Below are 25,136 nucleotides of genomic sequence, written 5' to 3' on the forward strand. Positions count from 1 at the left end.
TTGGAGGAGGCAACGCACGCCTCATGCAGAAGAAGCTTACTGGCCGCCTAGCGAAAACTGGAAGCGCCACTGCGGGAGGCCCGTGTCCGTGGAATTGCGCGGCACAAACGGGTCGATTTGATAGCCATAGTTGAGGTCCACGAGCCCGAGGATGGGGAGGAAGATCTTGGCACCAAAGCCTGCCGAGCGGAAGAGCCGGCTCGGGCTGTAGGTGTCGAAGCTGTCCCACGCGTTGCCTGCGTCGGCGAAGAGATACGGTGCGAACTGGAGCTGCGGCGACTGCACGGCGAGTAGCTGGATCTCGGCGCTGTACTGGTTGAAGATGCGGCCGCCCACGGCCTCGCCATCTTGACGCGGCGAGATCACACCGAGCGGGTAGCCGCGCATGAAGAGGACGTCCTTTCCGAAGCCGATGAAGTTGCCCTGCGCATCCAGCGGAGACCCGCCGAGGAGGTAGCGCTGGAACTCAACCTCGTCACCGGTGAGCGAGCCGATATAGCCGTAGTCGGCCTTCGCTCCGAACGAGAGGCGCCCGAAGATCGGTAGGTACCAGTCGTTGGAGAGCCGCCACTTGTGGTACTGGATGAAGCCAGGCAGGGGGAGAGCCGCCTCCGCGGAGAAGAGGAAGCTCGACCCAGCGCTCGGGAAAATGGGATTGTTGAGCGAGTTGCGCGTCAGGCTCTGACGGACGTTGAGTTCCTGGCTCACACCCACAGGCAGGCCAAACGCGTTGCTGAAGCCCTGGCCGTTGATGTTGTAGAGGCGGTACGAAAGGTCGGTGCCCGTCTGGAAGAAGTCGTCTGGCCACTTGAGACGGAAGCGGTTAAAGACGCGCGCGCTCACAAGTTGGAAGCTGTCGCCCTCGCCAACCTGATCTGAGACGAAGCGGCTCCGGAGCCCGTTGTACGTGTACCCAAGGGAGAAGCCGACGGGGTTGGGCCGGCCGCGGAACCACGGCTCGGTGAAGCTCAGCGAGTAGTTCTGGTAAAACCGACCGTTGGTCTGCACTTGGAGCGCTAGCGTCTGCCCATCGCCGGAAGGGACGGGGCGCCAGGCGGAGCCGTCGAAGAGGTTCTGGATCGAGAAGTTGTTGAACCGGACGCCCGCCTGGAGGAGGAGACCAGTGAAGCCACCCCAGCCGCCGGAGAGTTCGAGTTGGTCGCCACCAGCCTCGGTGAGGTTGTAGGTCAGGCCCACCGTGCGCGTCTCCTCGTCGATCTCGATGGACGGGCCGCCCGCGAGTTCTTCCTGAGCGAAGTAGTTGAGCGTCACGAGTTCGCGCACCGAGCGCTCGATGGCCTGGCGGCTGTAGGTCTGCCCCGGAATCGTGCGCAGCTCGCGGCGGACGACGTGCTCCTTCGTCTTCGTGTTGCCAGCGATGGTAATCTGGCCAAACTCGTAGATGTCACCCTCGTTGATCAGAAAGGCGATGTCGAGCGAGTCGCCCTGTGTCGTCGTGATCGTCGGGATGGCGTTGAAGCGGAGGTAGCCTCGGTCCGTATAGAGGCTGGCAATGTCGGAGTGGTCGGGGTTGTAGTAGAGGTTCTGCTCGAACTTCTTCTTGCTGTAGGGCTCACCGACCTCGAAGCCGAGCGCCGTGCGCAACTGAGCGTCGGTGTACTCGGTGTTGCCCTCAAAGCTCACGTCGCGGATCACATAGAGCGGGCCTTCCTCGACCTTGATCTGAATGTGTACTTCGGGTTCGCCCTGGGCTTCGCCCTCGACCCACACGGAGTCCTGGAGGACACGCGCGCCGTAGTAGCCTTCGTCTTGATACCAGTCGACGAGCGTCTGAAGGTCTTCCTCAAAGTCCTGGGCGACGAAGCTCTCGCCGCTCCAGAAGCGCCACCAGCGGTCCTCCGGTGTGTTCTTGAGCCGCTTGCGAAGCGTGCGCTCGCTGAACGAGTCGTTGCCCACAAACGAGATGTTCTCGACCTCGACCTTGCGCCCGCGGTCGACGTTGAAGACGACGTCGGCGCGCCCGTTGTCGTTGACCGAGACGGTGTGGTCGACCGTCGCGAGAAGGTAGCCTTCATCGCGGAAGTAGTTGATAATGGCTTGCTCCGTGCGGGCAAGGTCGGCAGGGCGAACAGGGCGACCGCGCAGGAGCGGGACGGTTTCTTCGAGGTCGTCGCGCTGGCCTCGCTTCACGCCCTCGAATTGGATCGAGGCGAGCCGCGGTTGCTCTTCGACGCGGATCAGCAGGAAGATGCCCTCGCCCACGATGTTTTCTGCGAGCACCTCGACATTGGAAAACGAGCCGGCCTGGTACAGCTTGCGCACGGCCTCCGCGATGCCGTCGTCCACGGGCATTTGCACACGTTGCCCGACTTCCAGCCCGCTCACCTGGAGGACAAAACGGCGCGTGTTTTCGTCTTCTGTGCCGGCGACCGAGAGGCCGAGGACCTCGTAGACCTGCGGCGTAGCCGGCCGGGCCTGACCGAGTTGTTGTCCGGGCAACTGCGCCGCAACAGGAAACGTGGTGAAGAAGAGCGCGACGGCGAGCGTGCTGAGCAGAAGAAAGAGACGAGGCATGTGGGAACGTTCGGGTACGTGCGGGCGACGGCTCGACAAACGGCGGCGGCGGCGCGATTCGTGTGCAAGGGCAGGGCGGTTCGATGGCCCCGGCCCGTACAAAGACTTAGGCAGGTTCGGGCGCAGGAACTCGACCGAAGCGCCGCTCGCGGTCCTGAAACGCGCGGACGGCATCGTAGAGCGCCTCGCGCCGGAACGCGGGCCAGAAGCGCTCGGTCACTACGATCTCGGTGTAGGCGATCTGCCAGAGCAGGAAGTTGGAGACGCGCAGGTCGCCGCCCGTGCGGATGAGCAAGTCGGGATCCGGCAGCCCGTAGGTGGTGAGGTGCCGCTCGATCGATGCCTCGTCGATGTCGTTGGGGTCTAGGCGGCCCGCTGCAACGTCGCGGGCGAGCGCGCGGGCGGCCTCGACAAGCTCCCAGCGACCCGAATAGGACAGCGCCAGGTTGAGCGACATCCGTGTGTTGCTGGCGGTGCGCTCCATCCCTTCCACCATTTCCCGGCGCCCCTTGGTCGGCAGCCGCGACAGGTCGCCGAAGGCACGCAGGCGGATGCCGTTGGCGTCGAGGCGCTTGATCTCGCCGCGCAGCGTGCGGACGAGCAGCGTCATCAGCGCGGACACCTCGTCCGCAGGGCGGTGCCAGTTTTCGGTCGAGAACGTGTAGAGCGTGAGGTGCTTCACGCCCAGTTGGGCGCATGCCTCGGTGACGTCGCGGACTGAGGTGACGCCGTGCTTGTGCCCGACCACGCGGGGCTGACCCTGGGACTGCGCCCACCGCCCGTTGCCATCCATGATGCAGGCAATGTGCGTCGGGATGACGCCGCGGGCCTTCAGCGCCGCCTGCGTGGCGCGGTCGGCATCCGTCTGCTTCGTCTTGGTGAGCTGTACGTCCGGCACGGTTCGATGGGGTTGGCGTAGCGCAGCAACTTAGCGAACCCAACCTGAGGCCTTCGTGAGTTTTGGGGCAAGCGGCAACGAGCGTAGTGCGCGAGCCGCCCGCCGCAGCCGACCATCGCCGTGCGCTAAAACCGCGCGATGTCGTTGAAGATCACGAACACCATCAGCGCCAACAGGAGCACGAACCCGACTTGCTGGGCGACCATGCGGACCCGCACCGACGGCTCGCGGCGGGTGATGCCCTCGTAGACCAGGAACACCAGATGTCCTCCGTCGAGTGCAGGGATGGGGAGGATGTTCATCACCGCGAGTGCCACGGAGAGGAAGGCCACGATCTGCCAGAAGCCGTACATCCCGGTGTCGGCGGCTTCCTTGGTGACCTTGGCGATCATCACCGGACCACCAACCGACTCGCGCACGTCTTCCTTGCCGGTGAAGAGGCGCCCGACCGCCGTGACGTAGAGCGACAGCATGCGCGTGGCGTCCTGCGAACCGGTCGCGATGGCCTGGCCGAGCCCCAAGTCACGCCGCTCGATGCCGAACACCTCTTCCAGAATCGCCCCGTCTGGTCCGGCGATGCCAATCAGGTAGCGCTCCAGGTCCTCATCGAAGCGCGGAGCCAGGCTCGTTTCGTAGACGACGGCATCGGCTCGCTCTTCGACGAGCGTGAGCGTCTCGACAGCATCTGCGGTCTCCTCGCCGTCAAGGGTGGGCCGGGCGAATGTCAGCGCGACCGCTGCGCCGTCGGCGGCTTGCACGGCGTCGGTCAACTGGTTCCAGAGTGAAACCGGCTCGCCGTTGAGCGTAAGCAGCTGGTCGCCTGGGAGCAGCCCTGCTTCGTCGGCCGCCGAATCCCCGAACACGGCGCCGATGATAGCGGGCTGGATTGAGGTACCGAATGGCGAAATACCTGGCTCGGGAGCGTCGACGCTGCTCAGACGCGACAGCAACTGGTCGGGACCGGTGAACGTCTGTTCGCGACCGTCGCGCTCGACAGTGACGGTGTACGGGTCGGCAACGAAGGCGTCGGGTCGCTCGAAGTCGTCATAGCGCTCCAGCGCCTCGCCGTTGACTGCCACGACGCGGTCGCCTGTGCGCAGCCCCATCTCGTAGGCGATAGACCCATCAGCGACGTAGACCTGCTCGACATTTTCGGCGGGAATGAACGTGTCGCCGTAGCCCCAGGCTAGCCCGATGTAGATCAGGAAGGCGAAGATGAGGTTGAAGATCACGCCCGCCGTGATGACCACGATGCGCTGCCACACCGGCTTGGAGCGAAACTCGTCGGGCTGCGGCTCGCTGCCAACGAAGTCGGCGTCCATCGACTCGTCGATCATGCCCGCGATCTTGACGTAGCCCCCGAGCGGGGTCGCGCCGATCACCCACTCCGTGTCGCCGAACTTTTTGCCGATGATCTTCGGCGGGAAGCCGATCGAGAACTTGTCTACGCGCATCCCGAAGAGCCGAGCGGCGAGGTAGTGGCCCAATTCGTGCACGAACACGAGGATGCTGAGCGCGAGCGCCACCCAGAAGACGTAGGAGAAGGCCGTGAGCAGGAAGTCCATGCGATTCGGAGGTCGGGCGGCGCGCCGGAGAAAGACGCAGTCGCTTTTCGTGGAGGGCTGATTCCTCGTGTGTGGAGAGTCGGCCGGGTCCAGGCGAGAGGCGCCCGAATGAGATCAGAGCAGGAAAAAAGCGCGCGTCTAAAGGGCGACGGCACGGCGGAGTTCCTGGGCACGCCGCCGCGCCAGCGCGTCGGCACCTACGAGCGTGTCTACGTCTGGGTGCGACAACGAAGCGTGCGGCTGGCCTGCGTTGTAGTCGAGCGCGTCCGAAACGATGCGCGGAATGTCCGTGAAGCCGATCTCGTCGCGTAGAAACGAGGCCACGGCCACTTCGTTGGCGGCGTTGAGAGCGCACGGCGCCGTCCCACCAGCGTCAAGCGCCTCGAAGGCCAGGCGCAGGCACGGAAAGCGGTCAGTGTCCGGTAGCTCGAAGTCGAGGCGGCGCAGCGTCGTCCAGTCGAGTCGGGGGTGCGGAGCCGGCCAGCGGTCTGGATAGGTGAGCGCGTACTGGATCGGCACCTTCATCGTCGGGACGCCGAGTTGTGCCTTCGCCGAGCCGTCGGCGAAGGTGACCATCGAGTGGATGATCGACTGCGGGTGCACGAGCACGTCGATCTGCTCAGGGCCGAGGTCGAAGAGCCACCGGGCCTCGATGACTTCGAGCCCTTTGTTCATCAGCGTCGCCGAGTCGATGGTGACCTTGGCGCCCATCGACCAGTTGGGATGGTTGAGCGCCTCTGCGCGCGTGATGGCGGAGAACGTGTGCGCCGGTCGTGTGCGGAACGGCCCCCCCGATGCCGTGAGGGTCAGGCGCTCGACCGAGTCAGGGGGCTCGCCCACGAGGCATTGAAAAATGGCCGAGTGCTCGCTGTCGACAGGCAGAATGGCCACGCTGTTCCGCTTCGCCGCGGCGGCTACCAAGGCGCCCCCAACGACGAGCGTTTCCTTGTTCGCCAGCGCGATTGTCCTACCCGCCTCGATGGCGGCAAGCGTAGGCAACAAGCCACACGAACCCACGACAGCGGTGAGCACGAGGTCGGCCTCGTCCACCCGCGCGGCCTCGCACAGCCCTTCGTCGCCCGTCAACACATCGATGCCGAGCGGTCCGAGCCGACGGCGTAGTCCCGGGGCGGCCGCTTCATCGCCGATAACCACGAGTGCGGGGCGAAACTCCTCGGCTTGAGCCGCAAGCAGCTCGGCGTTGTTCCCTGCGGTAAGTGCTCGCACGCGCAGTCGATCGGGGAAGAGCCGGACGATATCGAGTGCCTGTGTACCGATAGATCCGGTCGCGCCTAGGAGGGCGATTCCACGTGGCGCGATGGACACACGCCCAGTGGTGTGCACTGCGGACAGAGAAGCGGGGAGCATGGCGAAGACGGGCGCGTAGAGGAGTGCGCGAAGATAGCACGGAACGCCGTCGGCTCAAGGGGTGCCCCGGACGGCCTGCCCGGCGCAATGGTGTACCAAAACCGCGCGTCAAAGGCACCCTGTGCGAGCGCGGCGCGCTTTGTCCCTACTCTACCTGCTCGCCCGCCCATGCCTCAGTTCGAATTCGAAGCCGACGGCCTGCCTCCGGCCCTTATGCGTGCCCGCGACCCGCTCGACGCTGCCCGGCGTGTGCTGGAGGCGCCCACGGAGGACCTCACGCTCACCGAGCCCGACGAGGAAGGCTGGCAGGCGATCCTCCGCGACGGCGCTAGCGTTGGTCGCACCCGTTTGCACCAGCGCATGCGTTTCCGTCGTGACTGACCCCAGCTTGCTATGAAGCTCTTCGACGCCCTGCACCCTCGCCTGACCGTCGAGCCGGTTGCACGGCAGCACGCGCCCGCCATCCAGCGGCTCGCTGCAGACGCCCGGGTGGCTGCGACGACACGCCTACCCCATCCCTACCCGGAAGACGGTGCGGTAACCTTTGTCGCAGAGGCGACGGAAGCCTGGGCGGCTGGAACCGACTTCGCGTTCGCCATCACGGTGGATGACGTCTGCGTTGGCACATGTACGCTCAAACAGGTACGCGACGGGCAGGCCGAACTCGGATACTGGATTGGTGTGCCTCACTGGGGGCAAGGCTATGCAAGCTGGGCGGCGCGATTAGTCGTCACGTATGGGTTCGAGCAGCTGGGGCTGGCCCGCGTTGAAGCGCACGTGTTGGAAGGGAATCCCGCATCGGGACGCGTACTGGAAAAGCTAGGCTTTGCCGAATTCAGACGCGATGCGGCGCCATGCGGCTGTGGCGACGAAGGCGACCAGGCGATCTTTTACGCGCTCAGCGCCGACGCCTGGTCGGCGGTCCTTTGATCCTGACCGTACCCCCATGCCCATTCGTCCGTGGACGACGCTCGCCTCTAAAACCCTGATTGAGCGTTGGTGGATGACGCTACGCCAAGACCGGGTGCGCCTGCCCAACGGCACGGTGCTGGACGAGTACCATGTGCTGCACTACCCCGACTGGGCGCTCGCCCTGCCCATCACGGACGACGGCCAGGTCGTGATGGTCGAGCAATACCGCTACGGGGTGGAGCGGCTGTCGCTGGAGTTTCCCGCAGGCGCAGTGGACCCCGATGAGGACGTAGAAACCGCTGCGCGACGCGAACTGCTCGAAGAGACCGGCTACACAGCCTCGGGCTGGACCTACCTCGGCAAAGGGGCCGTCGAGCCAGGGCGGCACACCAACTACGGCCACGTGTTCGTCGCGGCGGGCGCCCACCGCATCGCGGAGCCACATCTCGACGCTGCCGAAGATTTGGCTGTGCGTCTCGTGGCAGCGGACGAGCTACCGGCACGGGTGGCCGACGGCTCCATCACGCACAGCACGCACATCGCAGCCGTCTTCTGGGCCATCCATGCTGGCCTCCTGAGCGGCTGACCGTGTGGGCAGCGCGTTGGAAATCACCGCTTCGGAACGATGATGTGGCCGCTACAGCCTGTAGGCGGTGTAACCTGCCTCGGTGAAGGCGGCGACAGCGCGGTCGGCATCGGGCGCCGTGGCGAACCCGAACCGAAACGCTCCGCCGGTGCCCTCGCGAATCTTGAGTAGTTCGATGTCTTTGATGCTAAGTCCCCCCTCGTAGAGCGTCTGAACGAGGCGCAGCAGAAAGCCAGGGCGGTCCTCGGCGTAGACGTAGACATCGGCGAGCGGGGCGAGGAAGCCCTTGGTGTCTTTGGGAATCGTGTTGCGCACGGTGCGCGCTTCGTCGAAACGCTGGGCGAGCGCCGCGAGGTCGGTGCCCGCCAGATCGTAGCGCATGGCCTGCAGGGCATCGGCCAGGCGGGCCATGGCATCGAGGACGGGGCCTTCGTTGGCAACGAGGATGTCGCGCCACAGATCGAAGGGGGACGAGGCGATGCGCGTCATGTCGCGGAAGCCACCCGCAGCGAGCCGGACAAACGCATCGTCGTCGGCGTTGGACTCGGCGGCCAGTGTCATCAGCAGCACGGCCACGAGTTGAGGAACGTGGCTGACCAACGCCGCAATCCGGTCGTGTCGCTTCGCGTCCAGGACCAGCACCCGTGCCCCCGTAGCCTCGACGAGATCGATCAGCGCGGGATAGCGCTCTGCAACCTCGACCTCGGCGACGTCCTGAGGGGGGCATAGAACCCACGTTGCGTTCTCAAACAGAAACGCGTCGGCATGGGCGATGCCACCCCGCTCGGCGCCCGCCATTGGGTGCCCGCCGACGAATGGATTAGCGGTCGGTAGCACGTCCGCAGCGTGAGCCACGAGCGGCGCCTTCACCGAGCCTACATCGGTGACGAGGGCGCCGGGTTTGAGGTGAGGGGCGATGTCACCAAGAAGACCCGGTAGGAAGCGTACCGGAGTCCCCAGCACCACCACGTCGGCCTCGTGCACTGCCGCCCGCAGCGACGTTGCCGAATGGTGCGCAGCCCCCCGATGCACCGCCTCTGGTCCGGCGTTAGGGTCGTAGGCGACGATGTGTAGGTCGCTTCGCCGCGCTCGGAGCACCAGCCCGAGTGAGCCGCCGATGAGGCCGGTACCGACGAGGGCTACAGTGTGGATCGTCTCGTTCGTCAAATGAGGCTCTGTGGAGATGGCGACTGGTGGCTATTGCAGAAGTCGGCCCGTAAGGCGAGGCGGAGCGAGCAACGCTCCTACAAGGCACGTGAAGCAGACGGTGCGTGTGCACCGGCGACGCAGCGCAACGCCGCGAGAACGATTGCGCAGCCAGACGCAGCCTGAAGGATGTGTTGCAAGAGCCTCCAGGTTACCAGCCGAATCGCTCGATCGTGGTGGTGAGGTGCGCGAGGTGGTGCCGTCCGTGCCAGGCGTAGGTGCCGAGCACCATATCCAGGCGATGCGACGTGTCGGTTTCTGGGTGATGAAAGCGACGCGCCCAAGCCGCCTCGTCCAGTCCCCGAAGCAAGGCCGCCCAGCGTGCATGGATCGCGTCGAGCAGCGCGAGGCTTGGCTCTATCGGGCCGGCATAGAGCTTGAGCCGTGCCCATGCGTTTTCATCGTAGGCTTTGATCGTAGGCGTGTCCTCCGTGAGTGTCCAGCAGAACCGCGTGTAGGCGTTCAGGTGACTGTCGGGCACGTGATGGACGACCTGGCGCAGCGTCCAGCCACCCTCACGGTAGGGCGTATCCAATTGGGATTCCGAGAGCGGTTCCGCCGCAGTGCGAAAAGCAAGAGGCAGCGCGGCGATGTCGTCAATCCATGCCGTGCGCTGCGGGGGGAGCACCGGCCCCTCATGACCGAACGTGCCGAGGGGATAGCGGAGGTCGACCGACATGAAGATGAGGATAGGTGGGGGCGGTACAGCAATCGTGTACCCGTGGGAAAACACACCAGCGGCGCTCAAGGGTGCTGTCGCGTTATGGAGAAGATGGCGACGAAGGCCTCCGCATAACTTACCGCACCGCTACCATCCGTCTGTGCTTCCCATGCTCTTCCCGATCAGCGACGACGACCGCGCCCTCTCCGGCGTCGCCTACGTCAGCATCACCCTTCTCGTCTGCAATGTGCTGCTGTTCTTGGTCCAGCTAGGCAGCGACGAGTTCACGTACGGCTGGAGCGTCATCCCGTACGAGATCACCACCGGCGACGACCTCACCCGCGCTACCATGCTCACGGGGCCGGGCGGTGAGCGCGTCCAAATCCCGCATCAGCCAGGACCCGGGGGCGGCATGGGCGCGCCCTTGATCTACCTCACGCTGCTCTCGGCTATGTTCATGCACGGGGGGTGGATGCACCTCGGCGGCAACATGCTCTACCTCTGGATCTTCGGCGACAACGTAGAGCATCGCTTCGGCGCACTGCCGTTTCTGGGGTTCTACCTCGTGAGCGGCCTCGCGGCCACCGCCGCGCAGATCGTTCTCGACCCCGACTCGCTGATCCCCAACCTGGGCGCGTCCGGGGCCATCTCTGGTGTGCTGGGAGCCTACCTCGTGCTATTCCCACGCAACAAGGTCAACGCGATCTTCTTCTACATGATCGTCTCGATCCCGGCGATGGTCGCCATCGGCGCGTGGATCGCGTTGCAGTTCGTGAGCGGGTGGGGCGCCGTCTTCGCAAGCGAGCAGACGGGCGGCGTGGCCTACGGCGCGCACATCGGCGGCTTCTTCGCCGGGATGATCCTCGCGCTTGTCATGCGCACGATCATCCGCGAAAACCCTAACGATGTCCTCGTTCGTGTTTCGCAACGGGACCGTAGCTACCCGCTTGGCTCGCGGGACCGCACAGGCAAACGGCGGTGGAGGTAGAGATCGATGATGTCCGGGTTTGACAGGCGGTGGAGGTTGGGCAAGCGGCGGACGGATCATCCCGAGTACCGATCCGATCATCGAGCGTTGCCGACCTTGACTCACCACACGTCGTTGAGCGTGAGGCGACGCCGGTCCGGCTGCCCGCCGACGCCGAGACTCAGCAGCGCGTAGTCTTGTGCGCGGAAATTGCTAGTCACCGCGGCGAGTGCGCCGTCGTCGAGGAGGTCGTGCACGACGTGCTTGATGGTGCGGTTTGAGCCGCCGCTCGTCGAGGAGCCGTGGACGACACGGACGGAGGAGCGTCCCCGCGCTGAGGCCATCGCCACCGTGCGACGGATCAGCGGCGCAGCATCGCCCACGCGTACGTGGTGAAGGTCGAGGGTCACGGTCGAGCCATCGTCGGTGAGGCGCATGGCAGGCTGGAGAGTGGGGGCGGGAAAGGTTCGGAGCAGAGTGTCTAGGCGCGAATCGCGCACGACGCTCCGGCGTAGCTTGATCCCACTCAGAACGACTCACCGCACACGGCTTCCTGCGGCACTGCCTCCCATCATGTCTCGAATCCTCGTCACCTCCGCGCTGCCCTACGTCAACGGGCCGGTTCACATCGGTCACCTCGCGGGCGCCTACCTGCCCGCCGACCTCTACGTCCGCTACCAGCGCCTGCGCGGCCGAGACGTGGTCTACATCTGCGGTTCTGACGAGCACGGCGTTGCGATCCTCATCCGGGCGATGCAGGAGGGCGTCGAGCCACAGGCCATCATCGACCGGTACCACGCGCAGGTCGAGGACGCCTTCCAGCGCTTCGGTCTCTCGTTCGACTACTACGGGCGCACCTCCGCCGCCATCCACCACGAAACGAGCCAGGCGATGTTCGCCGTGCTGGACGAGGCGGACGTATTTACCACGCGCGCGTCAGAGCAGCTCTACGACCCCGAGGCCAAGCTCTTCCTGGCCGACCGCTTCGTGCGTGGCACGTGCCCGGTCTGCGGCTACGAGGAAGCCTACGGTGATCAGTGCGAAAACTGCGGGTCGTCGCTCTCGCCCGACGACCTCATCGACCCCCGGAGCGCGCTCTCGGGCGCGGAGCCCATTCGGAAAGAGACGACGCACTGGTACTTGCCGCTCGGCGACCTTCAAGCCCAACTCGAAGCCTGGATCGCCACCAAACCGGGCTGGAAGCCCAACGTGCTAGGCCAGATCCGCTCGTGGTTCAACGACGGCCTCGCCGACCGGGCGATGACGCGCGACCTCCCGTGGGGCATCTCCGTCCCCGACTCGGCGCACGGCGACACCGACGGAAAGGTGCTCTACGTCTGGTTTGACGCCCCCATCGGCTACATTTCCGCGACGAAGGCGTGGGCGGCGCAGCAGGGCACACCGGAGCGCTGGCGTGACTACTGGCAGAACGACGACACCGACCTCGTCCACTTCATCGGCAAGGACAACATCGTCTTCCACACGCTGATCTTCCCGGCGATTCTGATGGCCCACAACGAGGCGGTCCGCAAACGCGATGGGAAGGAGGCCGCCCAGTATGTCCTGCCTGCCAGCGTGCCCGCCAACGAGTTCCTCAACCTAGAAGGGCGCAAGCTCTCGACCAGCCGCGGTTGGGCCGTGTGGGTGCACGAAGTGCTGGAGTCGTTCCCGGCTGATGTCATACGCTACGCGCTTGCGACGATGCTGCCCGAGTCCAAAGACGCCGATTTCTCGTGGGGCGATTTCCAGGAGCGGGTCAACTCGGAGTTGGCCGATGTGCTAGGCAACTTCGTCAACCGCACGCTCAGCTTCGCGCACCGCTTTGCCGGCGGCACCCTGCCCCCTCTGCGCGACCCCAGTGCCGTCGACCGCCACGCCCTTGACCAACTGGCGACCTTCCCAACTCGCATCGGCGCCTCCTACGACACCTTTCGTATGCGCGAGGCCGTGCAGGAGACGATGGCGCTCGCGCGGCTCGGCAACAAGTACTTCAACGATACCGAGCCCTGGAAGACGCGCAAGACCGACGAGCAAGCGTGCATGAACACGATCCACGTCTCGCTCCAGTTGTGCGCGGCACTCTCGGTGCTGATCGAGCCCGTTGTCCCAGAGTCGGCGTGGCGCCTCCGCGAGATGCTGCGCCTCGACCACATCCGCTCGTCGGAGCCGGGCGCCCCTTCTGGGGACCTCGCCGGGTGGGACGAGGCAGGCTCGCCGCTCCTCCGCGAGGGGCATCAACTCGGCGAAGCGTCGATCTTGTTCGCGAAGATCGACGACGAGGCGATCGAGGCGCAGCGTGCGTTGCTCGAACAGCGCGCAGCGGAGGTAGAACAAGCGTCCGAGGTGAGCGACGGATCCCCTCAAGCAGAAGTCGAAGCGCCGGAAAACACGGCATACGCGCCGTCCAAGCCAGAAATCACCTTCGACGACTTCTCGAAGCTCGATCTGCGATCCGGGGTCGTGGTTGCAGCCGAGCGCCACCCGAATGCCGACAAGCTGCTACGCCTCGACGTAGACCTGGGCGCTGAGACGCGGCAGGTGCTCGCCGGTGTGGCCGAGCACTACGCACCCGAGGCGCTCGTTGGGAGGCGCGTCGTCGTCGTGGCCAATTTGGCGCCGCGCAAGATTCGCGGTCTGGAAAGCCAGGGCATGGTTCTGATGGCGGAGGACCGAGCCGGACGCCTCGTGCCCGTTGGTGCTGAGAGCGAGCCGGGTAGCGTCGTCCGATAAATAGTCGAGCCCGGGCCTCCTGTTCGGTAGCCCAGGCTCAACTGTAGTTTGCTTTGTGCCTCTGGTTTGCTTTGTGTCAGAAGCCTCTGGGCCTACGGCTCGTCCGGGAAGTCGTCCTCGCGGAAGATTGGTGCGTCGAACGAGCCAGACACGGTCGTCGTGCCCTGCGTGGACTGGCCGCGGAAAAGCTCCCCGGTGAACTGATACGTTCCGACGATGCGGTCGCTGCTCGAACTCGTGACTGTGAGCGTACCGCTCTCCGCATCAATGAAGGTGGCGTTCAGGAAGTCGTTGCCGTCGATGTCGGCATACCCGCCGAGGTAGCCGTCCGAGTCGCCGATGCTGTAGGTGCCGCGCGCGGGGATCCCCGACGGCGAATCTTGGGCGAGGACGGTGTAGGCCGAGACCTGAGCGGTGCCGAACAGCTCGTAGGCGCCGTCGAAGATGATGATGCCGAACTCGCCGTCGGAGGCAAGAACCCCGTAGGCGCTGCCAGCAATGTCGGTCGCCGAGTCGTTGCCGACCTGCACGGTGCCCGTGGCGTTGCCATTGCCGCCACCGCCTGCGGGATCGTCTGGGTCGGTGGAGTCGCACCCAACGGCTACGAGGCAGGCAAAGAGGAGCGCAGGGAGAAGGCGCTTGAGCGAATACGTCATGGTCTTGATGCGTTGGTGAACAAGGGGTTCACAGGGGATACGAATTGCACACGCGGAACGGATCAACAGAGGCGCGAATAGGCGGGGCACCCTGCCTACCACCGCTGTGCCGATGCTACGATTCGTCCTCTCGCTCCTGCTCATGTCGCTCGTCGGGTGCGCCACCACCGAGGGCGACGGCGGTGTTCGTGATAGCGACTTCGGTTTTGCCGACCCCACGTCGACGCGTGGCTTCTCGCTCGTGGTGCCTGACGAAGCCATCAGGACCATTCAGCTCCACCAGACCGGCAACGAGTCGTCGCTGCCCATCGTGGGGCTGAGCAGCGGCCAGCAACTCACGCTCTCGTTCGACTTGCTGGACGAGTCCACGGGCCGTCCGCTTTCGGTCTACTTCTACCACGCCGATCGCAACTGGGAGCGCACGCTGCTGCCTGTGGAATACCTCGCTTCGGCCGTGACCGACGACTTGTTCGACTTCCAAATTTCGGGGACGGCGGACCTGCGGTACGTGCACTATGAATACCGCTTCCCCAACGACCGCATTCGATTTCTTCGCAGCGGCAACTACATCGTCCGCGTGGCGGAGCAGGGTCGCGAGCAGGAGCCGCTGTTCGAGAGCGCCTTCTACCTCTCCGAGCAAGCCGCCGAGGTCGAGATGCTGCTGAGCAGTTCGCTGCTTGGCACCGGAGGCAGCTTTGCGCAGCCCGTCGTCCAGTTCCGCCCGACGCAGCAGTTCGACGTTTCCGCGTTCGACTACGACGTGTGCTTCGCCCGCAACGGCCGCTTTGATCTGACACGTTGTGCGGGCGAGCCTTCGCTGATCGAGGCGTCGCTGCTTCAGTTTTTCCTGCCGCCCGAACGCGGCTTTCAGAACGCCGAGCCTGCGTTCCAACTCGACCTCGGTCAGCTCTCAGCTGGCGGCGACATCCTGCAGGCCAACTTGGGCGTCTTTCCATATGAAGTAATACTTGAACCCGACTTCGCACGCTTTGGCAATGCGACCTTAGATGCGCCGCTCACGGGTCAACCCCTCGTGGACGATGTCGTGTTTGGCGTGCCCGACCCCGACACACAAGCCGAGTATGTCCAGGCTACGTTCACCTACGTGCCCAACGACGAACAGCGGCTTCGCGGCCCCGTTATTCTCTCCGGCGCCTTCAATGGCTGGCTCATCGACCCGGCCAACGAACTGACCTGGCTGCCTAGCGAGCGTCGGTACGAGGGCACGTTCCTGCTCAAGCAAGGGCGCTACCTCTACCGCTACGTCGTCGAGGACCCGGTAGAGCGGGAGCGGCAGCGCCGGGACATCGGCCTCGCCCCAGCGCTCTACACGGCGCTCGTCTACGTCCGCGACTTCACCCGCAACACCGATCGGCTCATCGCCACGCGGTCGATCGTTTCCCGCTAAAGAGATGGACCTGACTGCCGCCTATCGCGAAATCCTGGTGCTCGTTGGCACACAGACGGGCAACTCAGAGTTGGTTGCCGAAGAGGTCGCAGACCACCTCGCCGACCTGGGCTTCGAGTGCGACCTGACTGACATGGCCGATGCCTACCCTGAACTGCTGGCCGACTACCGGCAGGCAATTGTGGTGATGTGCACCTGGAGCGACGGGACGCCGCCCGACAACGCCGTCGCGTTTATGGAAGGCGTCGAGGAGGTCGAGCCGTCCCTAGCCCATCTTGTCTTTGGCATGATCGCGCTGGGCGACCACGACTACGACCCGTACTACTGCGTGGCGGCCTACCGGCTTGCGGAGCGCTTCGAGCGTCTCGGTGCGCACCGGGCCCTGGAACACCTTGACATCGACGGGACGCCGCGCGCCTCGCACTACGGCGCGGCCAAGGCATGGTCCGAGCGCTGCGCGCTGGCCTTCGCAGATGCGTTTGAGGAGGCGAAGCCAGGCGCGTAGCGGTGCAGAGGCCACGCTCGGCTGGCGGTATCTTCGGTGGCTCGAACCCGCTCCCCCTTACGTCTCCCAGCGCCTCGTCACATGCCCCTCATTGCTTCCATCTCCGGCATTCGCGGCGTCGTCGGTGACGGCCTTACGCCCGAGGTGCTCGTCCGCTACGCGTCAGCCTTTGGCGCGTGGTGCCGGAGCCAGACCATCGAAGGAGAGCGCCCAACCGTAGTCGTAGGCCGCGATGGACGTACCACCGGTGACCTCTGCAGCCGCATCGTGACGGCGACGTTGCAGGCGGCTGGATGCGATGTCGTGGACGCGGGACTCGCCACCACGCCAACTGTCGAGATGGCGGTGCCGAAGGTGGGCGCCGCCGGGGCCGTAATGCTCTCCGCATCGCACAACCCGGAGCAGTGGAACGCGCTCAAGCTCCTCAACAGCGCGGGCGAATTCCTGTCGCCTGAGGAAGCCGACCAGGTGTTGGCGCTCGCCGACCTGACGCTCGACGCTGACACGACGCACGCGGTCGCCTACGGGCACGTGGGGACCTACCGCGAGCAAGATTTCCTCGATTACCACATCGACCAGATCCTGGCCCTCGACTTCATCGATCCGGGGTTGATCGCGCAGCAAGGGTACTCTGTGGTGGTCGATGGCATCAATTCGGTGGGCGGGTTTGCCATCCCGGCGCTGCTCGAACGCCTGGGCGTCACCGATGTGACCGTGCTCAACGGCGAGCCGACGGGCCGCTTCGCCCACAACCCGGAGCCGTTGCCAGCGCACCTCACGCAGATCACCAGCGCCGTCGCTGAGAGCGGGGCCGACCTCGGTATCGTGGTCGATCCTGACGCAGACCGCCTAGCCTTCGTCGCGGATGGAGGCGAGTTCTTCGGCGAGGAGCTGACGCAGGTGCTCGCCGCCGATTTCTTGATGCGCAAGACGCCCGGGCCGTTCGCGACCAACCTCTCGTCCAGCCGTGCCATTGAGGATGTGATGGGTGGCTTCGGCTACCCAGTGCACCGCTCGAAGGTGGGCGAGATCAATGTGGTGGGCGTCATGAAGGAGACAGAAGCCGTGCTTGGCGGCGAGGGAAACGGCGGTGTGATCCTGCCCGCGCTGCACTACGGTCGCGATGGCCTCGTGGGCGTAGCGATGGCCTTGCAGCACCTCGCGGAGACTGGCGAGGCGCTCTCCCAAATCAAAGCGCGCTTTCCGACCTACGTGATCGCCAAGCACAAGCTGCCGCTCGAGGGCCTCGGCGACCCTCACGCGTTGCTCGAAGCCCTCGCAGCACAGTACGACAACCGTGACGACGTGCGCCTCTCGACGCTCGACGGGGTGAAGCTCGACTTGAACGAGGGCTGGGTGCACCTCCGCCCGTCCAACACAGAACCCATCGTGCGCGTCTACGCTGAGGCTGGATCGCAGGCAGCGGCCGATGCACTTGCCATCCGCTTCAAGCAAGAGCTGATGGGGAGCGTAGCCACCGCTGGGTGACCTCGACCCTACCCACTGCGACGCACGACTCTCGACCGAACCCACCCCGTCCTCATGTCCGACCTCCTGAAGCGCGTTCAGACGCTCGGCGGCTACCTCGACATCGCCAAAAAGAAGACACGCCGCGCCGACCTGGAGCAGCAACGCCTCGATCCCGGCTATTGGAACGATCCGGATTCTGCGCGGGTCGTGGAGAAGGAGGTCGCGGCTCTTGACGACTGGATCTCGTCCTACGAAACGCTAGAGCAGCGAGCGCAGGACCTTGACGTGCTCGTTGAACTCGCTGAAGAAGAGGGCGAGGACATGGCGGCCGAGATCGACCGTGAGCGAACTGGGGTGGAGGCGTCGCTCGAAGCCCTGGAGCTGCGCGGCATGCTCGGCGGCGAGGACGACCAGCGCGATGCCGTCGTGAACGTGAACCCCGGTGCCGGCGGTACGGAGGCGCAAGACTGGGCTGAGATGCTCCTCGGCATGTACACGAAGTACGCCGAGCGCCAGGGTTGGGGCGTCGAGCTGGTGGAGTACCAACGCGGCGAGGGGGCCGGCATCAAGTCGGCGACGCTGCGCGTGCAGGGACCCTTCGCCTACGGCTATCTCAAAGCGGAGAGTGGCGTGCATCGCCTCGTGCGCATCAGTCCGTTCGACTCGTCGGGCCGCCGTCACACCTCGTTCGCGTCCGTATTCGTCTACCCCGAGATCGACGATTCCATCGAGGTTGACCTCTCGACGGGCGAGCTCGAAATGCAGCGGTTCCACTCTGGCGGCAAAGGCGGACAGAACGTCAACAAGGTCGAGACGGGCGTGCGCTACGTCTGGACGGGAACGCTTTCCAACGGCGAGGATGTGAAGGTGGCCGCGGAGAGCACCGAAGAGCGCAGCCAGCTGCAGAATCGCGAGCGGGCCATGCAACTGCTCAAGAGCCGCATCTATGGCATGGAGCAGCAGATTCGCGAGGCCGCCAAAGACGCGCTGGAAGGCTCGAAGAAAAAGATCGAGTGGGGCAGCCAGATCCGCTCCTACGTCTTCCAGCCCTACACGATGGTCAACGACCTCCGCACGGAGACAAAGATCACGGACGTGGACGGCGTCATGGGCGGCGATCTGGAGCCGTTCATCCGGGCCTACCTACTGCAGCAGTCCGGAAGCAGCGACTAGCGCGTAGAGCCCCGGGGAGCAATCGGACGAATCGCGGTGTACTGCCTACATCACGCTTCGATTTCCCACCCCCACCACCGTCGTCATGCAGGCCACCTCTCGGCAGGAGCGGTACGATTTCCTTGTCATTGGCAGCGGCGTCGCCGGGCTGAGTTTTGCGCTTCGAGCGGCAGAGCGCGGCACGGTGGCGGTCGTCACAAAGAAGCAGTCGGCTGAGTCGAACACGAACTACGCGCAGGGCGGCATCGCGGCGGTGATGGACCCGGCGGACTCGGTCCAGGACCACATCCGCGACACGCTCGTCGCCGGGGCCGGGCTGTGTGACGAAGACATCGTACGCATCGTCATCACCGAGGGCCCAGAACGTGTGCGCGAGCTGATGGCGATGGGCGCTGAGTTCGACAGGGAGGAGGACGGCGACCTGCACCTGGGCCGCGAGGGCGGGCACTCGGCCCACCGCATCGTACACGCCGCTGACATGACGGGCCGCGAGATCGAGCGAGCCTTGCTCGCGAAGGTGTACGCCCATCCGAACATCAAACTGTACGAGTACCACTTCGCCATCGACCTCATCACTGAGCACCATGTCGGGCGTGCGGCCGTGGCCTGGCCCAAGCTGCATTGCTTCGGCGCCTACGTGCTCAACGAGGAGACCGAGCAGGTCGAGACGCTGCTCGCGAAAGCGACGCTCCTGGCTGCGGGCGGGGCGGGGCAGGTCTACCTCCACACGACGAACCCGACGGTGGCCACCGGCGACGGCATCGCGATGGCGTACCGAGCCAAGGCGCGCATCGGCAACATGGAGTTCATCCAGTTTCACCCGACGAGCCTGTACGCGCCAGGCGCGGACTTCGGCGGGCGCAGCTTCCTCATCACCGAAGCCGTACGCGGCGACGGCGGCATCCTGCGCAACCAGGCGGGCGAACGCTTTATGCCCGACTATGACGATCGCGCCGAACTCGCCCCGCGCGACATCGTTGCCCGCGCGATCGACGACCAACTGAAGCGGCGCGGCGAAGACTTCGTCTGGCTCGACATCAGCCACAAGCCACCGCATGAGGTGCTGGCGCATTTCCCGAACATCCACGCGACGCTGCTGGACAAGCTCGGGATCGACATGACGAAGGAGCCGATCCCGGTCGTGCCAGCCGCGCACTACACCTGCGGCGGGCTGGTCGTGGACGCGCATGCGCAGACGAGCATCCACGGCCTCTTCGCTTGTGGCGAGGTGACTTGCTCGGGTCTGCACGGTGCCAACCGCCTTGCCTCCAACTCGCTGCTCGAGGCGCTCGTCTTCGCCCACCGCGCAGTCGATGCGGCCATGCGCTACCATGCAATCGCCACGATCCCGGGCGGCGTACCGGACTGGGACGAGTCGGGCACCGAGAACGCCCGCGAGTGGGTGCTCATCGAGCACAACCGCCGTGAGGTCAAGCGGATCATGCAGGACTATGTCGGCATCGTGCGATCCGAGTTGCGCCTGGAACGAGCACAGCGGCGCCTGGAACTGATCTTCGAGGAGACCGAAGACTTCTACCAGCGCACTCGGGTAACGAGTCCGTTGTGTGAACTGCGAAACCTCGTGGCCGTCGCTCACCTTATCGTCAAGTGCGCCCAGCGCCGCCACGAGTCACGCGGCCTGCACTTCATGGCCGACTATCCTGACCCCGACCCGCTCCAACGTCATGACACGGTGCTCTACCCAGCGCCCTCAGAAGTGGCCTAGCATACGGTCGTGGCGCTTCCTGTTGCGCCTGGGCACGCTCGGTCTTTTCGCGGTGTTGCTCCTCTTCGGGTGTGTCCTCGCGACGACGCCTGCACGCGCCCAGAGTGGGGCCGTCCAGGTGCTTGACGATGGCACGAACAGCGACCGCTCGGAACGGAGATACCGCTGTAGCTGCCGGAACCGGCCACCGCCGCTCACAGGCGAAGTGCGCTCGCTGGTCATCTTTGTTCGGTTCGCTGACGACACATCCGATGGCACGTGCGCAGGCGGATCGCTCGCGTGGCCGTCGTCGGCTCTCACCCCGACCTTCGCCGACTCGCTCCTGGCCTCGACGCGTGCCTCAGTCGTGCCAGACAGTTCGCTTACGGAGTACTTCCTGCTCCAGTCTGGCGGGCACTATGTCTTGACGGGCGATGCCTTCGGTTATGTGACTGAACACCCGCGGTCGCACTATCGCTTTACCCGGGGGCGGGGACAATCCCGGGTGATCGATCACGGACGGGTCACGCGCGAAGCGCTCTTGGCGCTCGACGACCAGATCGACTTCCAGCAGTACGATGGCGATGGGGACGGGCACCTCGATCAGGTGTTCTTTGTGGTGCGCTCGACGGGATCGGACTTTATCGCCCTGGAGCGGGCCGATGGCGTCTCTACGCTCGGGTTCAGCGAAGCACCCGGCGGCCCGTCGTTCGACGGCATCGGCATCTGTGGCGACTGTGCCGGTTCGTTCAACCGCTACCAGGGCCTAGATCCCGTGCGCGCGCTCATCAAGATCTTCGCGCACGAATATGGACACGACTTGTTCAACGCGCACCGGTGGTACGGCGGGCACCTGTCTCCGATCGCAGGCAACCTCGTCCCCTACGTGCCTCGCCTCGACTCGCTGGGGACCTACTACGCCGACATGACCACTGGCTATGCCTTGATGCTTGGCATCGGCGCTGCGCGGCACGAGGCGATCAAGACCGTCTCGATGTCGGCGTTCGAGCGCGCGATGCTCTCGCAGAAAGCTCCGGACGGGGCGGCATGGATCGAGTGCCCCGCGCTACAGAGGGACACCACGGTGACGCTCCGCGACGTGGTGACGACCGGCGATTGCGTGCGCCTCGACTACGCGCAGGGCGAGATCCCGCTCCCCCCGGGGAGGACTCCGCGCGGACGGCCCGAGCGCCTGGCCGAGGCGCTTTATCTCTCGAATCTCCAGCAGTCCACTTTTTATTCGGTGCCTACTGTGGCGAACACGACGGTGTCGCGGTCGTGTGCAGGCTGCCGCCCAGTCGAAACCGGGGGGCCACACGATACGGGCTTGCTCGTCGAGCGGGTCGTGCATCGCGCTGAGGCGCCGCACAATGCTCGGCGTGACGTCGTCCCCGCGGACAATGGCCTAGAAGGGCTCCAGTCCTGCGAGCAGGTCACTGCGGGAGAGGGCGTCGAGGCCGCCGAGGTTTTCGACGGTGACCTCTGGGACCCTGACCAGGTGCGGCAACTGACGCCGTGGACACGCCCCAACAGCTTCGGCACCACCTATCAGCGTGATGTACCACAGGCGGTACGCCTGGGCGCGTGGCCAGCCTTCACCGGCATGCGCTACGCTAGCCGCTCGGACGGTTCCATCACCTTCGACTACGTGCAGGACGTGCGGACCGCCGACACGCTGACGGTGCGCGAGCCCTCGTGGATGGACGATGGGAGCAATGGGCTCGTGCTGGCAGGGCACCTCGTCGTCGCCGGGGGAGGCGTCCTCATCGTGGAGGAAAACGTGTCGGTGTCGGTACGCGGCGGCGTCCAGATCAAGCCGGGCGGGCGCCTCGAACTGAGAACGGGCGCGACCTTGCGCATAGGGGCGGGTACTGCGATCCGCGTGGCCGGAGAGTTGATCGGCGACCAGGCACGTCTAGCGCCGTTGGATCCAGTGCAGGGGTGGGAGGGTGTGCAGCGCGTGGCGCAAGGACGAACAGCCCTGTCCGGGGTTGAAGTGGAAGGCGTGCGGCGGGACTAGGGTGCGGGTCTGCACGGTTTCGTAATGAAACATGCAGCGAGAGCTAGGGTACTTTCTCAGCCGTCTTTTCTAGCGCATCGAGGTGAAACGTCCTATCTTGATGGCTCCCGTTGGGCGCTGAAGCATGGCCGCCCGGAAGGGCGTGCGCCGAGCCGATCGCTTCTAGTAGGCAATCACTTCGGCTACGTTTACGTTCTAACCCTGTCGTAAACGCCTGTTCGCCCGAACGGGCGTTTTTCGTGCCTCCTGTTTTCACATTGAGCTTGCCAGTGCCTTCCAGCACATCGACTGACTCCCTCACCGACGCGATTCACCGTCTGGCCGTTGCTGCTGCCGCGGAGGTGTCGCCGGATGCCTACGTCGTGGATGTCGAGGTGCGTGGCTACCAGGGCTCCCGCGTCGTCTCGGTTTTCGTTGACACCGACGAGGGCATCAGCCTCGACGCGGCGGCCGCAGTGAGCCGTGCACTCTCCGCTGCTCTGGACCACGACGACCTCGTCAAAGGCCGCTATCGCCTGGACGTCTCGTCGCCTGGTGCAGAGCGCCCCCTGACGCAGGTGCGCCAATTTCCCCGGCACGTCGGGCGGACCTTGACCGTGAACTATGTCGGCGCTGACGGTGAGCCAGCCTCCGTGTCGGGCGAGCTGACGGCCGCCGACGCCAACGTGCTCCGCCTCGCGCCAGCCAAGAAGGCCAGCGCTGTTGAGATTTCCACTGCGAACCTGATCAATGCCAAGGTTCAGCTACCTTGGTAGGCACGCACCCCCACCCTGACGACCTGACTCTCTCCTTCGTCCCGCATTTATGCAGCAGAGCATCGTTTCAAGCTTCGCCGAGATCGCTCGCGAAAAAGACATCGACCGCGACTCGCTCCAACTCATCGTGGAGGACGTGTTCCGGGCGATGATCCGTAAACGCTACGGGGCCGATGACCCTGAAGCGTTTGAGGTCATCATGAACCCCGACAACGGCGATATCCAGATCATCCACATTCGCGAGGTGGTCGAGGACATGGACCTCGTGGACCCCGTGACGCAGATCGAGCTTTCCGATGCGCTCGAAATCGACGAGGACTACGAGGTGGAGGAGGAGGTGGCCCAGACCATCGCCATCGACGACTTTGGGCGCCGCGCGGTCCAGACCGCGCTCCAGACCTTTCGCCAGCGCATCCGCGACATCGAGCGCGAGAACGTCTTCAAGGAGTACAGCCAGCTCGTCGGCGAGATCGTCGTGGGTGAGATCTACCAGACGCGCCGCCGCGAGGTGCTGATCATCCACAACAAGGTGGAGATCGTGCTGCCCCGCGGTGAGCAGATCTACCACAAAGACCGCTACCGCAAGGGCGACATGCTCCGTGCGGTCGTGCATGAGGTGCGTGAGGAAGGCCCGGGCCCGCAGGTCGTCATCTCCCGCACAGCACCCGTCTTCATTGAGCGACTCTTTGAGTTGGAGGTGCCCGAGATCTACGACGGCATTGTCGAGATCAAGAAAGTGGTGCGCGAGCCTGGCGATCGGGCCAAGGTGGCCGTCGTCAGCCACGACGACCGCGTTGACCCCGTCGGCGCATGCGTCGGTGTGAAGGGTAGCCGTATCCACGCCGTCGTCCGCGAACTCGGCGGCGAGAACATCGATGTGGTACCGTGGACGCCGGACACCATCGAGTTTATAAAACGCTCGCTCGCCCCGGCGAATCCCATTAAAGTCGAGCTCAAAGACGATCTCGACCCACCACGCGCGCGCGTGACCGTAGCCGCCGACGAAGTTTCGATGGCCATCGGCCGTGGCGGACAGAACATCCGCCTCGCGAGCCGCCTCGTCGGCTACGAGATCGATGTCTACCGCGACATCAAAGAGGAAGAAGAGGACATCGACATTGAGGAGTTCGCCGATGTCATCCCTGCCGAAATCATTCGACGGTTGCACAACATCGGCTGCGACAGCGCCAAGGCTGTACTCGAACTCTCCGCATCCGAGCTCGCCCGTCGTGCCGAAATTGAGACCGTGACTGCCGAAAAGATCATGCTCATCATGAGGGCAGAGTTTGACGAAGAGGCAGCGGCAGCCCTGGCCAAGATTGCTGGTGGCAACTCCGGCGATGCGTTCGCTGAGGAACGAGAGGCTGCGGCTCAGGCCGAGGCATCAAAAGAAGAAGCGGCCGAGAACACCGCCGACGAAACCAACGGCGCGCCCGACGGTGAAGCACCTACGGCCACGCCCTCCGCTGACGAAACGACCATGCCGGCGTAAGTCGCCCGCCTAGCTCCCGCTGCTCACTAACACCATCTGTATGCCCACAACCAAAAAGGCCAAAGGCGTTCGCCTGTTCAAGGCAGTCAAAGAGTTCAACGTTGCCATCGGCACCCTCGTCGAAACCCTGGAAGACAAGGGGTTTGTGCTAGAGGGCAAGCTGGCCACGGGCGACCCGAACGGGAAGCTCACGCCCGAGATGTACGACATCTTGAAGGTGGTGTACTCCGACGACGCTGAGGCTGCGGCACGCGTGGAAGCCAAGCGGCAGCAGCGTGAGGCCCAGGCTCGCGCTGAGGAAGGGGGCGGCGAGCCTGCAGCGTCTCCAATCCAAGAGGACGCTACCGTCGAACCCGAGCCGGTCGCAGAGGCACCGGTTGTTGAAGCACCGGTTGAGGAGCCGGCTGCCGAGACGCCGGCTATCGAGGCGCAAGCCGCCGAGGTACCAGCCGCCGAGGTACCAGCCGCCGAGGTACCAGCCGCCGAGGTACCAGCCGCCGAGGTACCAGCCGCCGAGGTACCAG

General features: G+C 64.9%; 22 protein-coding genes. 14 read left to right on the forward strand and 8 right to left on the reverse strand.

Annotated elements, in window-relative coordinates; genetic code table 11:
• Positions 1-36: 36 nt before the first annotated feature.
• The 4 genes from bamA to AAFU51_01665 form a co-directional block, all read right to left on the reverse strand.
• Complete coding sequence (gene bamA, locus AAFU51_01650) at positions 37-2,535, reverse strand: outer membrane protein assembly factor BamA (GenBank protein MEO1569949.1); 2,499 nt, start codon at positions 2,533-2,535, stop codon at positions 37-39.
• A gap of 106 nt (positions 2,536-2,641) precedes the next feature.
• The gene (locus tag AAFU51_01655; GenBank protein MEO1569950.1) at positions 2,642-3,433 is read right to left on the reverse strand and encodes an isoprenyl transferase; all 792 of its coding nucleotides are present in this window, start codon (positions 3,431-3,433) and stop codon (positions 2,642-2,644) included.
• Between the two features lie 125 nt (positions 3,434-3,558).
• Positions 3,559-4,998 carry an RIP metalloprotease RseP gene (gene rseP / locus AAFU51_01660; GenBank protein ID MEO1569951.1) on the reverse strand — a complete coding sequence of 480 codons (1,440 nt, stop codon included), beginning with the start codon at positions 4,996-4,998 and terminating at the stop codon, positions 3,559-3,561.
• Between the two features lie 138 nt (positions 4,999-5,136).
• On the reverse strand, positions 5,137-6,366 hold the full coding sequence (locus AAFU51_01665) for a 1-deoxy-D-xylulose-5-phosphate reductoisomerase (GenBank protein ID MEO1569952.1): 1,230 nt from the start codon (positions 6,364-6,366) through the stop codon (positions 5,137-5,139).
• Between the two features lie 168 nt (positions 6,367-6,534).
• Between AAFU51_01665 and AAFU51_01670 the strand changes: the two genes are divergently transcribed.
• From AAFU51_01670 to AAFU51_01680, 3 genes are read left to right on the forward strand one after another with little or no spacing between them, the layout of a single operon-like run.
• On the forward strand, positions 6,535-6,747 hold the full coding sequence (locus AAFU51_01670) for a hypothetical protein (GenBank protein MEO1569953.1): 213 nt from the start codon (positions 6,535-6,537) through the stop codon (positions 6,745-6,747).
• 12 nt (positions 6,748-6,759) lie between these two features.
• Positions 6,760-7,296: a GNAT family N-acetyltransferase gene (locus AAFU51_01675; GenBank protein ID MEO1569954.1), complete on the forward strand. Its 537-nt coding sequence runs from the start codon at positions 6,760-6,762 to the stop codon at positions 7,294-7,296.
• A gap of 16 nt (positions 7,297-7,312) precedes the next feature.
• Positions 7,313-7,864, forward strand: a complete 552-nt coding sequence (locus AAFU51_01680) for an NUDIX hydrolase (protein MEO1569955.1) — start codon at positions 7,313-7,315, stop codon at positions 7,862-7,864.
• Positions 7,865-7,915: 51 nt separating this feature from the next.
• Here the strand turns inward: AAFU51_01680 and AAFU51_01685 are convergent, their stop codons facing one another.
• Positions 7,916-9,031 carry a prephenate dehydrogenase gene (locus AAFU51_01685; protein MEO1569956.1) on the reverse strand — a complete coding sequence of 372 codons (1,116 nt, stop codon included), beginning with the start codon at positions 9,029-9,031 and terminating at the stop codon, positions 7,916-7,918.
• Between the two features lie 190 nt (positions 9,032-9,221).
• The gene (locus AAFU51_01690; GenBank protein ID MEO1569957.1) at positions 9,222-9,749 is read right to left on the reverse strand and encodes a YfiT family bacillithiol transferase; all 528 of its coding nucleotides are present in this window, start codon (positions 9,747-9,749) and stop codon (positions 9,222-9,224) included.
• A gap of 151 nt (positions 9,750-9,900) precedes the next feature.
• Between AAFU51_01690 and AAFU51_01695 the strand changes: the two genes are divergently transcribed.
• Positions 9,901-10,719 carry a rhomboid family intramembrane serine protease gene (locus tag AAFU51_01695; GenBank protein MEO1569958.1) on the forward strand — a complete coding sequence of 273 codons (819 nt, stop codon included), beginning with the start codon at positions 9,901-9,903 and terminating at the stop codon, positions 10,717-10,719.
• 101 nt (positions 10,720-10,820) lie between these two features.
• Here AAFU51_01695 and AAFU51_01700 read toward each other — a convergent pair whose 3' ends face one another.
• Positions 10,821-11,135, reverse strand: coding sequence for a Smr/MutS family protein (locus AAFU51_01700; protein MEO1569959.1), 315 nt, complete (start codon positions 11,133-11,135; stop codon positions 10,821-10,823).
• 136 nt (positions 11,136-11,271) lie between these two features.
• Here AAFU51_01700 and metG point away from each other — a divergent pair, with 136 nt between their 5' ends.
• Complete coding sequence (gene metG, locus AAFU51_01705; GenBank protein ID MEO1569960.1) at positions 11,272-13,428, forward strand: methionine--tRNA ligase; 2,157 nt, start codon at positions 11,272-11,274, stop codon at positions 13,426-13,428.
• 92 nt (positions 13,429-13,520) lie between these two features.
• Here the strand turns inward: metG and AAFU51_01710 are convergent, their stop codons facing one another.
• Positions 13,521-14,084, reverse strand: coding sequence for a hypothetical protein (locus AAFU51_01710; protein ID MEO1569961.1), 564 nt, complete (start codon positions 14,082-14,084; stop codon positions 13,521-13,523).
• Positions 14,085-14,196: 112 nt separating this feature from the next.
• Between AAFU51_01710 and AAFU51_01715 the strand changes: the two genes are divergently transcribed.
• The 9 genes from AAFU51_01715 to AAFU51_01755 all read left to right on the forward strand — a co-directional run.
• Positions 14,197-15,492 carry a type IX secretion system plug protein domain-containing protein gene (locus AAFU51_01715; GenBank protein MEO1569962.1) on the forward strand — a complete coding sequence of 432 codons (1,296 nt, stop codon included), beginning with the start codon at positions 14,197-14,199 and terminating at the stop codon, positions 15,490-15,492.
• A 4-nt stretch (positions 15,493-15,496) separates the two neighbouring features.
• Positions 15,497-15,997: a flavodoxin family protein gene (locus tag AAFU51_01720; GenBank protein MEO1569963.1), complete on the forward strand. Its 501-nt coding sequence runs from the start codon at positions 15,497-15,499 to the stop codon at positions 15,995-15,997.
• An 81-nt stretch (positions 15,998-16,078) separates the two neighbouring features.
• Positions 16,079-17,485: a phosphoglucosamine mutase gene (gene glmM, locus AAFU51_01725; protein ID MEO1569964.1), complete on the forward strand. Its 1,407-nt coding sequence runs from the start codon at positions 16,079-16,081 to the stop codon at positions 17,483-17,485.
• 54 nt (positions 17,486-17,539) lie between these two features.
• Positions 17,540-18,640, forward strand: a complete 1,101-nt coding sequence (gene prfB / locus AAFU51_01730; protein ID MEO1569965.1) for a peptide chain release factor 2 — start codon at positions 17,540-17,542, stop codon at positions 18,638-18,640.
• Positions 18,641-18,725: 85 nt separating this feature from the next.
• Positions 18,726-20,366: an L-aspartate oxidase gene (gene nadB, locus AAFU51_01735; GenBank protein ID MEO1569966.1), complete on the forward strand. Its 1,641-nt coding sequence runs from the start codon at positions 18,726-18,728 to the stop codon at positions 20,364-20,366.
• 205 nt (positions 20,367-20,571) lie between these two features.
• Positions 20,572-22,365 (forward strand): hypothetical protein, encoded by a 1,794-nt coding sequence (locus AAFU51_01740; protein ID MEO1569967.1) that lies wholly within the window; start codon positions 20,572-20,574, stop codon positions 22,363-22,365.
• 269 nt (positions 22,366-22,634) lie between these two features.
• Positions 22,635-23,120: a ribosome maturation factor RimP gene (locus AAFU51_01745; protein ID MEO1569968.1), complete on the forward strand. Its 486-nt coding sequence runs from the start codon at positions 22,635-22,637 to the stop codon at positions 23,118-23,120.
• Between the two features lie 49 nt (positions 23,121-23,169).
• Positions 23,170-24,612: a transcription termination factor NusA gene (gene nusA / locus AAFU51_01750; protein ID MEO1569969.1), complete on the forward strand. Its 1,443-nt coding sequence runs from the start codon at positions 23,170-23,172 to the stop codon at positions 24,610-24,612.
• A gap of 40 nt (positions 24,613-24,652) precedes the next feature.
• On the forward strand, positions 24,653-25,136 hold a 484-nt coding region (locus tag AAFU51_01755), incomplete at its 3' end, for a hypothetical protein (GenBank protein ID MEO1569970.1).

The organism is Bacteroidota bacterium, from assembly GCA_039821555.1.
Lineage (GTDB): Bacteria > Bacteroidota > Rhodothermia > Rhodothermales > Rubricoccaceae > JBCBEX01.